The organism is Streptomyces sp. NBC_01334 (assembly GCF_035983595.1).
Taxonomy (GTDB): domain Bacteria; phylum Actinomycetota; class Actinomycetes; order Streptomycetales; family Streptomycetaceae; genus Streptomyces; species Streptomyces coriariae.
Genome location: NZ_CP130718.1, coordinates 8,202,298 through 8,214,076 on the forward strand (window position 1 = coordinate 8,202,298; position 11,779 = coordinate 8,214,076).

Consider the following 11,779-nt stretch of genomic DNA (forward strand, 5'->3'; position numbering starts at 1 on the left):
CCCCAAGGAGTCGATCCACCATGGCGAGCGATGCGCCGACCGGCCAGGTATCCGATCTCGACTGGCTGATGAGCGGCCTCGTGCAGCGCGTGCCGCACACCACGAGCGCGGTGCTGCTCTCCTGCGACGGACTGGTGAAGTCGGTCCACGGCCTCGACCCGGACAGCGCCGACCACATGGCCGCCCTGGCCTCCGGCCTGTACTCCCTCGGCCGCAGCGCCGGGGTCCGGTTCGGCGACGGCGGGGACGTGCGGCAGGTCGTCGTCGAACTCGACTCGACGCTGCTGTTCGTCGCCACCGCCGGCTCGGGCGCGTGTCTCGCGGTGCTCGCCGGCCGGGAGGCCGACGCGGCGGTGCTCGGTTACGAGATGTCGATGCTCGTCAAGAGCGTCCGGCCGTATCTCATGACCGCGCCCCGGCAGCACGCCGTCGAACCGTCGGTGATGGGGCCTTGAGCGTGGCGGCGGCCGGTGACGGGCCCTGGCTCGACGACGCGGCCGGGCGGCTGGTGCGCCCGTTCACGGTCAGCGGGGGCCGGACCAAGCCCAGCGTCGCCCTCGACCTCATGTCGCAGGTGATGGCCACCGGGGCGACCCCCCTCGGCTACCTCGGTCCCGAACACGCGACCGCGCTCCACCTGACCCGCGCGCCCGTGTCGGTGGCCGAGATCGCGGCCCATCTGAAGCTGCCGGCAGCGGTCACCAAGGTGCTGCTCTCCGACCTCCTCGACTGCGGGGCGCTGACCACCAAGCCCCCCGAGTACCACCACATCCCCACCGACCGGGCCCTTCTGGAGGCAGTGCTCGATGGACTACGACGACAGCTCTGAGTACGACGAGTACGACGAGCACCGCGAGTACGGCGCCTCCGAAGGCGGCGGCTCCGACCCCTTTCCCACGGCGCTGAAGATCCTGGTCGCGGGCGGTTTCGGGGTCGGCAAGACGACCTTCGTCGGCGCCGTGAGCGAGATCGCGCCGCTCAGCACCGAGGAACTGCTCACCACGGTCAGTGCCGCCACCGACAACCTCGACGGCATCGAGAACAAGGTCGAGACGACCGTCGCCATGGACTTCGGCCGCATCACCCTCGACCCGAGCCACGTCCTCTACCTGTTCGGCACACCCGGCCAGGAGAGGTTCTGGTTCATGTGGGACGAACTGTCCGAGGGCGCCCTCGGCGCGGTCATCCTCGCCGACACCCGACGCCTCGAGGAGTGCTTCGCGGCCGTCGACTTCTTCGAGGAACGCGGACTCGCCTTCATCATCGCCGTCAACGAGTTCGACGGCTCCCACCGCTACAACCCCGAGGAGGTGCGCGCCGCCATCGACCTCGCCCCGGACGTCCCCGTCGTGCGCTGCGACGCCCGTATCTCCGCGTCCGGGGTCCAGACCCTGCTCACCCTCGTCAAACACCTCATCGCCCACGCACCGGCCGCACCCCAGCCGAGCCGCGGCGCCCACATGTGATCCCCGCACCCGACGCCCCGGAGCCGCATATGACGTACGTCCACAGCGACGGAACCCGGCCATGAGCTACGACCCGCCGCGCCCGGCCGGACGTCTGCTGCTCACCCCGGAGGACAGGGAAGCTCCCGCCCGTGCCCGCAGGCTGCGCAGACTCGGCCTCGGGGCACAGCCGGAGCCCGCCCTGGACGCCTTCGCGGGCCGCCTGGCCGAGGTGGCCGGAGCGCCGTACGCCATGGTCAACTTCCTCGACGAGGAACGGCAGTTCTTCGCCGGGCTGCACACCCCGCAAGGCGGCCGGGCCGCGCGTGGCGGCAAACCCGAGGTGGGCCGCCGACTGCCCCGCGACTACGGCTACTGCCCGCATGTCGTCGTGCGGCGCAAGGCGCTGGTGCTCGAGGACGTGGGCGACTACCCGCGCTTCGCGGGCAACCCGGTCGTCGACGAGTACGGCATCCGCTCCTACCTGGGCGCCCCGCTCATCGACACGAGCGGCATGGTGCTGGGCACGGTGTGCGTTGCCGATCTCACGCCCCGGCCCTGGGGAAAGGCCGGCCTGGAGACGATCAAGTCCACGGCCGCCGAACTCGCCGGACACCTTCAGCGCCGGGAGAGCGGCGGGTTCCCGGAGCCGTGAGGTGCGCCCGTCAGGGGGCCCGCCAGATGTTGTCGAAGGCCGCGTCCTCGATGGACCGACGCTGTCGTACGGCCTCGAGTTCCGCCACCGCGTCGCCGACCGCTGCCAGGACCGTCACGACCGTGTCGCCGGGGAGGTCCGGGAAGCCGTCGGCGGGCTCCTCGCGCAGACCCACGGCGGCGCCCAGCGCGGCGAGGACCGGCTCGTCCGCCGCCCAGCGCCCGGTGGCGTGGCGACGGGCCGGTGAGTCGAGCGGCTCCGTCCCCGCCGACCGGAAGGGGAGCCGCCCGTGGCGCGCCCGGCCGGTCAGCCCGTCCGCCTCGAACCGGGCGGAATAGGCCGCGGCCAGGCCGCTGCCGCGCCGCCACAACCAGTCCTCGACCGATTCGTACGGCGCCGCCCGTACGAGTGACGCCGCGGCCTCCGCCAGGAGGCGGTCGTCCGGTGCCGGCGCCGGGCCGGGCACGAGGAGGTCGCCGTCGAGGGCCACCGCTCCGGTCCCGACGAGATCGATCACCTCGGCGCCCGCGAGGGCCAGGGACAGTTCGCCCTGCCCGGCGGGGCGTACGGGCGCCACGTCCATCGCGATGAGCAACAGGTCCCGTGCTGTGGTCATCGAGGGCTCCATGTCAGTCGGCCGGCCTGGTGAGGGTTGCGGTCCAGGGTGGCACGCCCCACCGTGGTGTGCGGGAAGCCGGTCCGGGCGAGCGGGGCCACCCGTGTGAAGCGGAGCTGTGGCGGCGCTTAAGAAAAGCTCGATGGACCGGGCCGGTGAAGTGCGGCAGATTGCTGGGCGAATCCACATGTCTTCCCGGACGCGGGACCCTTCGGGCTGCTCGCGTCCGGGCCCTCACCACAGGAGCCGTAGCGTGAAGGCGCTGGTCAAGGAGAAAGCGGAGCCCGGACTGTGGCTCGCGGACGTCCCCGAGCCGGCCGTCGGGCCCGGCGACGTGCTGATCAGGGTGCTGCGCACCGGCATCTGCGGCACGGATCTGCACATCCGGTCCTGGGACGGCTGGGCGCGGCAGACGATCCGCACCCCGCTCGTGCTCGGGCACGAGTTCGTCGGCGAGGTGGTGGGCACCGGCCGCGATGTCGCCGACATCCAGGTGGGGGACCGGGTCAGCGGCGAGGGGCACCTCGTCTGCGGCAAGTGCCGCAACTGTCTCGCCGGGCGCCGCCATCTGTGCCGGGCGACCGTCGGGCTCGGCGTCGGCCGTGACGGCGCCTTCGCGGAGTACGTCGCCCTGCCCGCGGCCAACGTGTGGGTGCACCGGGTGCCGGCGGACCTCGACGTGGCGGCGATCTTCGACCCGTTCGGCAACGCCGTGCACACCGCGCTGTCCTTCCCGCTCGTCGGCGAGGACGTCCTGATCACCGGCGCCGGACCGATCGGCCTGATGGCCGCCGCGGTCGCCCGGCACGCGGGTGCCCGCAACGTCGTCGTCACCGACGTCAGCGAGGAGCGGCTGGAGCTGGCCCGCAAGATCGGTGCGAGCCTCGCGCTGAACGTGTCGCAGGCGTCCATCGCCGACGGGCAGCGTGAGCTGGGGCTGCGCGAGGGCTTCGACATCGGTCTGGAGATGTCCGGCCGGCCCGCGGCGCTGCGCGACATGATCGCCAACATGACGCACGGCGGCCGGATCGCCATGCTGGGGCTGCCCGCCGAGGAGTTCCCCGTCGACTGGGCCCGGATCGTCACCTCGATGATCACGATCAAGGGCATCTACGGCCGCGAGATGTTCGAGACCTGGTACGCGATGTCGGTGCTGCTGGAGGGCGGCCTCGACCTCGCCCCCGTGATCACCGGCCGGTACGGCTACCGCGACTTCGAGGCGGCCTTCGCCGACGCGGCGAGCGGCCGCGGCGGCAAGGTCATCCTCGACTGGACCGCGTAGGTCACCTGCGCTTCTCGCGTTCCTGCGTTTCCTGCGTTTCCTGCGTTTCTTAGGAGCTTCCCGATGTTCGACTCCGTGCGCGACGACGTGCGCGCCACCCTCGACGAGATCCGCGCCGCCGGTCTGCACAAGCCCGAGCGGGTCATCGGCAGCCCGCAGTCGGCGACGGTCGCCGTCACCGCGGGCGGCCGGCCCGGCGAGGTCCTCAACTTCTGCGCCAACAACTACCTCGGCCTCGCCGACCACCCCGAGGTCGTCGCCGCCGCCCACGCGGCCCTCGACCGCTGGGGCTACGGCATGGCGTCGGTGCGCTTCATCTGCGGGACGCAGGAGGTGCACAAGGAGCTGGAGGCCCGTCTCTCGGCCTTCCTCGGCCAGGAGGACACGATCCTGTACTCCTCCTGCTTCGACGCCAACGGAGGGGTCTTCGAGACGCTCCTCGGCCCCGAGGACGCGGTGATCTCCGACGCGCTCAACCATGCCTCGATCATCGACGGCATCCGGCTGTCCAAGGCCCGCCGGTTCCGCTACGCCAACCGTGATCTGGCCGATCTGGAGCGGCAGTTGAAGGACGCCTCCGACGCGCGGCGCCGGCTGGTCGTCACCGACGGCGTCTTCTCCATGGACGGCTATGTGGCGCCCCTCGCCGAGATCTGCGACCTCGCCGAGCGCTACGACGCCATGGTCATGGTCGACGACTCGCACGCGGTCGGCTTCGTCGGTCCCGGCGGCCGTGGCACGCCCGAGCTGCACGGCGTGATGGACCGCGTCGACATCATCACCGGCACCCTGGGCAAGGCGCTGGGCGGCGCGTCCGGCGGCTATGTGGCCGCCCGGGCGGAGATCGTCGCCCTGCTCCGCCAGCGCTCCCGCCCGTACCTCTTCTCCAACACCCTCGCCCCGGTCATCGCCGCCGCCTCGCTGAAGGTCCTCGACCTGCTGGAGTCGGCCGACGACCTGCGGGTGCGGCTCGCCGAGAACACCGCGCTGTTCCGCCGTCGGATGACCGACGAGGGCTTCGACATCCTGCCCGGCGACCACGCCATCGCGCCCGTGATGATCGGCGACGCGGCGAAGGCGGGCCGGATGGCCGAACTGCTGCTGGAGCGCGGGGTGTACGTGATCGGCTTCTCCTACCCGGTGGTCCCGCAGGACCGGGCCCGCATCCGCGTCCAGCTGTCCGCAGCGCACTCCACGGACGACGTCAACCGCGCCGTCGACGCCTTCGTCGCGGCGCGGGCGGAACTGGAAGCGTCCGAGCCGCAGGCGGTCTGAACGCAGCGGGGCCGGGGCCGGCGGCAGTTTCGGACGGTGGCCGTCAGCGCCGGTGGTGACCCGGGCCGGTGACCGTCCGGACGCCGGAGGCTGTCCGGAGCTGTGACGGTCTCGGCCGGTGGCCGCCCGGGACGGTGGTGACCCGGGACGGTGGCCGTCCGGAGCTGTGACGGTCGCGGACGGTGGTCGCCCGAGCCGGTGGCAGCCCCGGGCGGCCTGGCCGGTGGCTGTGTCGGCCGGTGGCCGTCCGGGCCGGAGGCGGTCCGAGGGGCTCGGACATATTGCGATAATCGATCCATGATCGAAGCGCGGCGGCTCCACATCCTCCGTGCGGTGGCCGACCACCGTACGGTGACCGCGGCTGCCGCCGCGTTGTATCTCACCCCGTCCGCCGTCTCCCAGCAGCTGACGGCCCTGGAGCAGGAGACCGGCCACCGGCTGGTCGAGCGGAGCGCCAAGGGCGTACGGCTCACCCCGGCCGGCGAGATCCTGCTCACCCACACCAACGCCGTCCTCGCCCAGTTGGAGCGGGCCGAGGCGGAGCTGGCCGCCTACAGCTCCGGAGCCGCCGGCACGGTCACGGTCGCCGCCTTCGCGACGGGGATCGCCCTGGTCGTGGCGCCCGCGGTGGCCCGGCTGGCCGGTACCGCCCCGGGGATCCGGATCCGCGTCCAGGACGCCGAGGGCGACGCCAGTCTGCCGATGGTGCTCGACCGGCAGGTCGATGTCGCGGTCGCCGTCGAGTACCGCGGGGCCCCGGCCGCCGACGATCCGAGGCTCGCGCACGTCCCGCTCTACGCCGAGCCCTTCGACGCGGTCGTCCCGGTCAGCCACCGTCTCGCCGACGCCCCCGAGGTTCCGCTCGCCGAACTGGCCAAGGATCCGTGGATCGGCCCCTACCCGGGCAACCCCTGCCATGACGTGGTCGTCCTGGCCTGCGAGAACGCCGGTTTCCAGCCTCGTCTGGAGCACTCCTCGGACGACTTCCGCGCCGTCGTCGCACTGGCCTCGGCCGACGCGGGCGTGGCACTCGTCCCGCGTTCGGCGCTCCGTGGCATGGACCTCACAGGGGTGGTCGTACGGCCGGTCGACGGCGTGGCGCCGACCCGGAGGGTCTTCGCGGCCGTCCGCCGGGGAGCGGAGGGGCATCCGCTGATCCGGCCGGTGCTGGAGGCGCTGGGCGAGGCCGCCCGGGTGTGAGCCCTGTGAGCCTTCCGTAACAGCGTTGTCTCATATCAGGGATAGCGTCCCGGATATGAGACACGAGGCAGGCGGAGCGGAGACGGTCGGGGTGCCGGACCCCGTCGATGTGCGGATCGCCGGGCGGCTGGCCGAGTTGCGGGCCGAACGCGGTTGGTCGCTGGGGGAGTTGGCGGAACGCAGCGGGGTGAGCCGGTCCACCCTGTCGCGGGCCGAGCGGGCGGAGACCAGTCCGACCGCCGCCCTGCTCAACCGGCTGTGCCATGTCTACGGGCGGACCATGTCCCGGCTGCTCAGCGAGGTGGAGGCGGAGCCCGCGCCGCTGGTGCGCGCCGACGAGCAGTCCGTCTGGGAGGACCGGGCCTCCGGGTTCGTCCGGCGCTCCGTGTCGCCGCCGCACCCCGCGCTGCGCGGCGAACTGGTCGAGGGCCGGCTCGCCGTGGGCGCCGACATCGCCTACGACCGGCCGCCCGTGGCGGGCCTGGAACAGCACATCTGGGTGCTGGAGGGCGCCCTCGAGGTGACGGCCGAGGACACCGGGCATCACCTCGGCGCCGGGGACTGTCTGCGCCTGCGGGTGTGGGGCCCGACCCGGTTCCGGTGCGCGGGCGACGAGGACGTGCGGTACGTCCTGGCGGTGGTGCTGCCATGACCGTGACCCGGCTCGACGCCCCCCGACTGTGCGCCCGCGCGGCGGAGTTGGCCGAGCTGCTGATCGACGCGGTGGACGACGGCGCCTCGCTCGGCTTCCTCGCCCCGCTCGACCGGGCGGCGGCCGAAGACTGGTGGAAGGGCCGCGCGCAGGGCGTCGCCGCAGGGCAGCTCGCGGTCTGGGCGGCCCAGGACGGGGACCGTGTCGTCGGCACCGTCGGCCTGGCCTTCCCCGACAAGCCCAACAGCCGCCACCGCGCCGAGCTCGTCAAGCTGATGGTGCACCGGGACGCCCGCGGGAAGGGCCTCGGCCGCACCCTCCTGACCGCCGCCGAGGAGAGCGCCGTCGCGGCCGGTGTCACCCTCCTGCATCTGGACACCGAGACCGACAGTCCCGCCGAGCACCTGTACCGCGCCGCCGGGTGGACCAGGGCCGGGGTGATCCCGGACTACGCGGCGAGCCCGGCCGGGGTCCTGCGCCCGACGACCCTGTACTACAAGCACGTCGGCGTCGGGTGACTGTCAGTGGCAGCGGCTACGGTGCGGAGCATGCCGGACGCCGAAGACGTACGCCGTATCGCCCTGTCCCTGCCGGACACCACGGAGAAGATCTCCTGGAGCATGCCCACCTTCCGGGTCGCGGGGAAGATGTTCGCCACGCTGCCCGAGGAGGAGACCTCCCTCGCCGTGCGCTGCCCCAAGGAGGAGCGCGACGAACTGGTGCTCGCCGAGCCGGGGAAGTTCTGGATCGCCGACCACGAGGCCCAGTTCGCCTGGGTGCGGGCCCGCCTCGCCGCCCTGGAGGACGAGGACGAGCTGCGGGACATCCTCGCCGACTCGTGGCGCCAGGCGGCCCCGCCGCGACTGCTCGACGCGTACCCGGAGCTGGGGGCGGCCCCGGGGGACTGACGGTGCCCGGCGGCCGGGGCGCGGGAAACGGGTGCGCGACCATCGACCCGAGTGCGGTATGGTTTCCATGCGTGTTCGGCCAGGGGAAACCCCAGGTCAGGCGGGCAACGGGACGTGGCGCAGCTTGGTAGCGCACTTGACTGGGGGTCAAGGGGTCGCAGGTTCAAATCCTGTCGTCCCGACCAGCTTCATCGCAGGTCGGAAGGTCGTTTCCACGAGAGTGTGGAAGCGGCCTTCGTTGTTTTCCACACGGTCGGCGAGGAGAGACGCGGCGGGACGCGGTGACGTGTCCGCGTCGTCCCGTGCTGTGAGTCGGCCGGACCGGCTGTGGATTCGCCCAACCCCGAGTGACGCCCCACGGTGCCGCTGCCAGGATGAGGCGCCATGACCGCAGGGCACGGCAAGGCCGACAAGCACGGCAGACTCCACGACACCGCCAGGGCCGAGAAGCACCGCACACCGCACGGAGCGGGACGCGCGAAGCGGGCCGGCAAGGCCGTACCGGCCGACGATGCGACGACCGCGCTGGCGCTGGCCGCGCGGGGCGGGGACGCGGCGGCCGTCGAGGGGTTCGTGCGCGCCCTGCACCACGACGTCCTGCGGTACGTGGCCCATCTGAGCGCCGACCCACAGGCGGCGGACGATCTGGCGCAGGACACGTTCCTGCGGGCCCTGAGCGGCCTGCACCGGTTCGAGGGGCGTTCCTCGGCGCGGGTGTGGCTGCTGTCCATCGCACGCCGGGCGGTGATGGACAGCTTCCGGTCCGCCGCCGCCCGGCCGCGCCTGTCGGACCGGGCCGACTGGCAGTCGGCCGTCGAACTGGCCCAGCCGCGCGGACTGCCCGGCTTCGACGACGGTGTCGTCCTGCTGGATCTGCTGGCCGCGCTGCCGGAGGACCGGCGGGAGGCGTTCGTGCTGACCCAGCTGCTGGGGCTGCCCTACGCGGAGGCGGCCGAGGTGAGCGACTGCCCGGTCGGCACCGTCCGCTCGCGGGTGGCCCGCGCCCGCGCCACCCTGGCCGGCCTGCTCACCGAGGCGGGCGACCCTACGGTCGCCGCAGCCCCCGCAGCGCCCGCAGCTCGTCGACCTTCGTCAGCCGGGCCACACCGAGATAGACCAGGACGAGGGTGAGGGAGCCGGCCGCGAGGGCGGTCGCGGTCGACAGGGTGCCGCCGCCCAGCGCGGCCGCGCACGCGGCGTCGGCCGCCCGGCCCGCGGCGGCGGCGAGGCCCGCGGCCACCAGCAGCTTGGTGTACGTGCGCCGCAGCGCGCCGTCGTCCAGGCGGCCGCCCGTCCGGCCGCGCAGTCGGCGCGCGGTGAGGGCCAGCCCCGCCAGATAGGACAGGGTGCAGCCCCCGGCCATGCCGGTCACCGCCCAGCGGTCGGGCAGCAGCAGGTGGCAGCCGGTGGCCAGGACGATGTTCACCGCCGCGATCCAGAGCGCCATGAGGAACGGCGTGCGGGTGTCCTCGAAGGCGTAGAAGCCGCGCAGGAGGAGGTACTGCGCGGAGAACGGGATCAGGCCGAGTCCGAACGCCTGGAGCATGTGGCCGAGCGGCTGCGCGGAGGCCGCGTCGGCCGCGCCGTGCGCGAACAGCAGGGTGGCAATCCGCGGACCGAGGGCCAGGAACAGGAACGCGGCCGGGACGATGACGACCCCGCTCACCCGCAGCCCGCGCGACAGATCGGCGCGCACGTCCGCGAGCCGCCCCTGGGCCACGGCGCGGCTCATGCGCGGCAGCAGCGCGGTCACCAGGGAGACGGTGACCACCGACTGCGGCAGCATCCAGATGGTCTGCGCGTACGTGTACGCCGTGTAGCCCGCGCCGGCGTCCGGCAGCCTCTGGTCGACCGTGGTGGCGTAGTTGGTCACCACGGTCAGCGAGACGAGGTTCGTCAGGACGAGCAGCACGGTCCACTTGGCGGCGTGCACACCGGAACCCAGGCCGGAGCCGCGCCAGTCGAACCGGGGGCGGAAGCGGAACCCGGCGGCCCGCGCGAACGGGACCAGCGCGAGTGCCTGCACCGCGATGCCGACGGTCGTCCCGACGCCCAGCAGCCGGACCTGGGCGTCGGTGATGTCCGCGACCTCCCTCGGCACGGTCATCAGGCCGAGGTAGGCGCCGAACATGCCCAGCAGCACGACGTTGTTGAGGACCGGCGTCCACATCATCGCGCCGAACCGCTCGCGGGCGTTGAGCACCTGTCCGTAGATGTTGAACAGGCCGTAGAAGAAGATCTGCGGGAGCAGGAACCGGGCGAAGACCACGGTGAGCCGGTACGCCTCGTGGCTGTCCGGGGTGTCGCGCATGTACAGCGAGACGATCTGCGGGGCCGCCCACACCGCCAGCGCGGTGCCCACGGCGAGGACGGACACGACCAGGGTGACGAGCCGCTGCTCGTAGGCCCGCCCGCCGTCCGGACGGGTCGCCCGCGCCCGCACCAGCTGCGGCACCAGCACGGCGTTCAGCGCGCCGCCGATCAGCAGGGTGTAGAGGCTGGTCGGCACGGTGTTCGCGGTGTTGTACGTACTGGCCAGCAGGCCGGTGCCCAGGGCGGCGGCCTGCAGGACCTGGCGGATCAGCCCGGTCGCCCGGGACACGATCGTGCCCAGGGCCATCAGCACCGACGAGCGGGCCGCCCCGCCCCCTCGGACCTCGTGTTCCTCGGACTGCCGCTGTGCTGTCGCCCCCATCGGGCCAACCTACGTCAGAAGGCTCCGAGAGCCCCAACCGCCTTGCCCGCAGCGGCGGTTGGAGCGCACGGGAGTCATCTGCGGCTGCGCACCCGCTCCGCACGCGGCGGGCTGATGAACTGGAGCTCCAGCGCGAGGGGCGGCGCCGCGATCCCCGGGCCGCCCGCCGCCGCCCAGGTCAGGATCTCGTCCGTGCAGTCGTCGTCCATGGCGAAGCCGACCCAGGTGGCCCGGCCGCCGGCCCGGCGTCCGCCGGCCGAGGGCTGGACGACGATCACGTTGGCCTGGTCGCAGGGGCCCAGGCACTCGGTCGTCCGGACCTCGAAGGCGCCCGCGGAGTCGGCGGCGGCCGCCCGCAGCCGCTCCAGCTGCCAGGCGTGGTCGTAGCCGGGGTGTTTGCCGGCGTCGCCGCAGCAGCAGCCCCTGCACACCACGAGGGTGCAGGGACGACTGCGGGCGGCGCCCACCAGGGCGCGACGGCCGGCCGGCGCGGGGATCACGCTCAGGAGGCCGAGAGGCCGACGTGGGCCAGGGCCTGCCGCAGCAGGAACCCGTGCCCGCCCGGCATCTCGCTCTGCACGGCGAGCGAGGCGGCCTCCTGCGGGCTGAACCACACCAGGTCCAGCGCGTCCTGGCGGGGACGGCAGTCGCCGGTCACCGGCACGATGTAGGCCAGCGACACCGCGTGCTGACGGGGGTCGTGGTACGGGGTGACGCCCTGGGTGGGGAAGTACTCGGCCACCGTGAACGGCTGGAGCGAGGTCGGAACCCGGGGCAGCGCCACCGGACCGAGGTCCTTCTCCAGGTGGCGCAACAGGGCGTCGCGGACGCGCTCGTGGTGCAGGACCCGGCCGGAGACCAGGGTGCGGCTGACCGTGCCCTCCGGTCCCATCCGCAGCAGCAGGCCGACGCTGGTGACTTCGCCGCTGTCGTCGACGCGCACGGGCACGGCCTCGACGTACAGGATCGGCATACGGGCGCGTGCCATCTCGAGCTCGTCGGAGCTCAGCCAACCCGGCGTGGTTTCGGTCAAGTCAGACATTGCTTGATC

Annotated in this window: 15 protein-coding genes and 1 tRNA gene; 12 read left to right on the forward strand and 4 right to left on the reverse strand. The window is 73.0% G+C overall.

The features are described 5' to 3' along the window. Positions 1–20: 20 nt before the first annotated feature. The 4 genes from OG736_RS36515 (at position 21) to OG736_RS36530 (ending at position 2,100) form a co-directional block, all read left to right on the forward strand. Positions 21–455, forward strand: a complete 435-nt coding sequence (locus OG736_RS36515) for a roadblock/LC7 domain-containing protein (RefSeq protein ID WP_054241339.1) — start codon at positions 21–23, stop codon at positions 453–455. A 2-nt stretch (positions 456–457) separates the two neighbouring features. After that, entirely contained in the window at positions 458–829 is a 372-nt protein-coding gene (locus OG736_RS36520; RefSeq protein ID WP_020129490.1) for a DUF742 domain-containing protein, read from the forward strand. After that, on the forward strand, positions 807–1,466 hold the full coding sequence (locus OG736_RS36525; protein WP_327186215.1) for a GTP-binding protein: 660 nt from the start codon (positions 807–809) through the stop codon (positions 1,464–1,466). The genes OG736_RS36520 and OG736_RS36525 overlap by 23 nt, the downstream gene beginning before the upstream one ends. A 61-nt stretch (positions 1,467–1,527) precedes the next feature. Next, complete coding sequence (locus tag OG736_RS36530) at positions 1,528–2,100, forward strand: GAF domain-containing protein (protein WP_327186216.1); 573 nt, start codon at positions 1,528–1,530, stop codon at positions 2,098–2,100. A gap of 10 nt (positions 2,101–2,110) precedes the next feature. Here the strand turns inward: OG736_RS36530 and OG736_RS36535 are convergent, their stop codons facing one another. Further along, the gene (locus OG736_RS36535) at positions 2,111–2,716 is read right to left on the reverse strand and encodes a GOLPH3/VPS74 family protein (protein ID WP_327186217.1); all 606 of its coding nucleotides are present in this window, start codon (positions 2,714–2,716) and stop codon (positions 2,111–2,113) included. A 253-nt stretch (positions 2,717–2,969) separates the two neighbouring features. On the opposite strand from OG736_RS36535, the gene tdh reads away from it, so the two are divergent. The 8 genes from tdh (at position 2,970) to OG736_RS36575 (ending at position 9,164) form a co-directional block, all read left to right on the forward strand. Then, positions 2,970–3,998 (forward strand): L-threonine 3-dehydrogenase, encoded by a 1,029-nt coding sequence (gene tdh, locus OG736_RS36540; RefSeq protein ID WP_327186218.1) that lies wholly within the window; start codon positions 2,970–2,972, stop codon positions 3,996–3,998. Between the two features lie 63 nt (positions 3,999–4,061). Beyond that, entirely contained in the window at positions 4,062–5,273 is a 1,212-nt protein-coding gene (locus OG736_RS36545) for a glycine C-acetyltransferase (protein ID WP_327186219.1), read from the forward strand. A 297-nt stretch (positions 5,274–5,570) separates the two neighbouring features. Beyond that, positions 5,571–6,473 (forward strand): LysR family transcriptional regulator, encoded by a 903-nt coding sequence (locus OG736_RS36550; RefSeq protein WP_057604307.1) that lies wholly within the window; start codon positions 5,571–5,573, stop codon positions 6,471–6,473. 55 nt (positions 6,474–6,528) lie between these two features. Then, positions 6,529–7,125, forward strand: coding sequence for a helix-turn-helix domain-containing protein (locus tag OG736_RS36555; RefSeq protein ID WP_327186220.1), 597 nt, complete (start codon positions 6,529–6,531; stop codon positions 7,123–7,125). Continuing rightward, positions 7,122–7,643 carry a GNAT family N-acetyltransferase gene (locus OG736_RS36560; RefSeq protein ID WP_327186221.1) on the forward strand — a complete coding sequence of 174 codons (522 nt, stop codon included), beginning with the start codon at positions 7,122–7,124 and terminating at the stop codon, positions 7,641–7,643. Before OG736_RS36555 ends, OG736_RS36560 begins: the two co-directional genes overlap by 4 nt. A gap of 30 nt (positions 7,644–7,673) precedes the next feature. After that, positions 7,674–8,033, forward strand: coding sequence for an MmcQ/YjbR family DNA-binding protein (locus OG736_RS36565; protein WP_327186222.1), 360 nt, complete (start codon positions 7,674–7,676; stop codon positions 8,031–8,033). A gap of 108 nt (positions 8,034–8,141) precedes the next feature. After that, positions 8,142–8,218 (forward strand) — tRNA-Pro (locus tag OG736_RS36570). 199 nt (positions 8,219–8,417) lie between these two features. After that, complete coding sequence (locus OG736_RS36575; RefSeq protein WP_327186223.1) at positions 8,418–9,164, forward strand: sigma-70 family RNA polymerase sigma factor; 747 nt, start codon at positions 8,418–8,420, stop codon at positions 9,162–9,164. Here OG736_RS36575 and murJ read toward each other — a convergent pair. From murJ to OG736_RS36590, 3 genes are all read right to left on the reverse strand, one after another. Continuing rightward, the gene (gene murJ / locus OG736_RS36580) at positions 9,079–10,728 is read right to left on the reverse strand and encodes a murein biosynthesis integral membrane protein MurJ (RefSeq protein ID WP_442817116.1); all 1,650 of its coding nucleotides are present in this window, start codon (positions 10,726–10,728) and stop codon (positions 9,079–9,081) included. The genes OG736_RS36575 and murJ overlap by 86 nt on opposite strands. 74 nt (positions 10,729–10,802) lie before the next feature. Beyond that, positions 10,803–11,228 (reverse strand): (2Fe-2S) ferredoxin domain-containing protein, encoded by a 426-nt coding sequence (locus tag OG736_RS36585; RefSeq protein ID WP_327186224.1) that lies wholly within the window; start codon positions 11,226–11,228, stop codon positions 10,803–10,805. 2 nt (positions 11,229–11,230) lie between these two features. Beyond that, positions 11,231–11,770 (reverse strand): NUDIX hydrolase family protein, encoded by a 540-nt coding sequence (locus OG736_RS36590; RefSeq protein ID WP_107095599.1) that lies wholly within the window; start codon positions 11,768–11,770, stop codon positions 11,231–11,233. Positions 11,771–11,779 lie beyond the last annotated feature (9 nt).

Coding starts and splice junctions, on each gene's coding strand:
- murJ (WP_442817116.1), bottom strand. CDS start 10,728: ATGGGGGCGACAGCACAGCGGCAGTCCGAGGAACACGAGGTCCGAGGG.
- OG736_RS36575 (WP_327186223.1), top strand. CDS start 8,418: ATGACCGCAGGGCACGGCAAGGCCGACAAGCACGGCAGACTCCACGAC.
- OG736_RS36590 (WP_107095599.1), bottom strand. CDS start 11,770: ATGTCTGACTTGACCGAAACCACGCCGGGTTGGCTGAGCTCCGACGAG.
- OG736_RS36555 (WP_327186220.1), top strand. CDS start 6,529: ATGAGACACGAGGCAGGCGGAGCGGAGACGGTCGGGGTGCCGGACCCC.
- OG736_RS36530 (WP_327186216.1), top strand. CDS start 1,528: ATGAGCTACGACCCGCCGCGCCCGGCCGGACGTCTGCTGCTCACCCCG.
- OG736_RS36550 (WP_057604307.1), top strand. CDS start 5,571: ATGATCGAAGCGCGGCGGCTCCACATCCTCCGTGCGGTGGCCGACCAC.
- OG736_RS36565 (WP_327186222.1), top strand. CDS start 7,674: ATGCCGGACGCCGAAGACGTACGCCGTATCGCCCTGTCCCTGCCGGAC.
- OG736_RS36525 (WP_327186215.1), top strand. CDS start 807: ATGGACTACGACGACAGCTCTGAGTACGACGAGTACGACGAGCACCGC.
- OG736_RS36560 (WP_327186221.1), top strand. CDS start 7,122: ATGACCGTGACCCGGCTCGACGCCCCCCGACTGTGCGCCCGCGCGGCG.
- OG736_RS36535 (WP_327186217.1), bottom strand. CDS start 2,716: ATGACCACAGCACGGGACCTGTTGCTCATCGCGATGGACGTGGCGCCC.
- OG736_RS36515 (WP_054241339.1), top strand. CDS start 21: ATGGCGAGCGATGCGCCGACCGGCCAGGTATCCGATCTCGACTGGCTG.
- OG736_RS36545 (WP_327186219.1), top strand. CDS start 4,062: ATGTTCGACTCCGTGCGCGACGACGTGCGCGCCACCCTCGACGAGATC.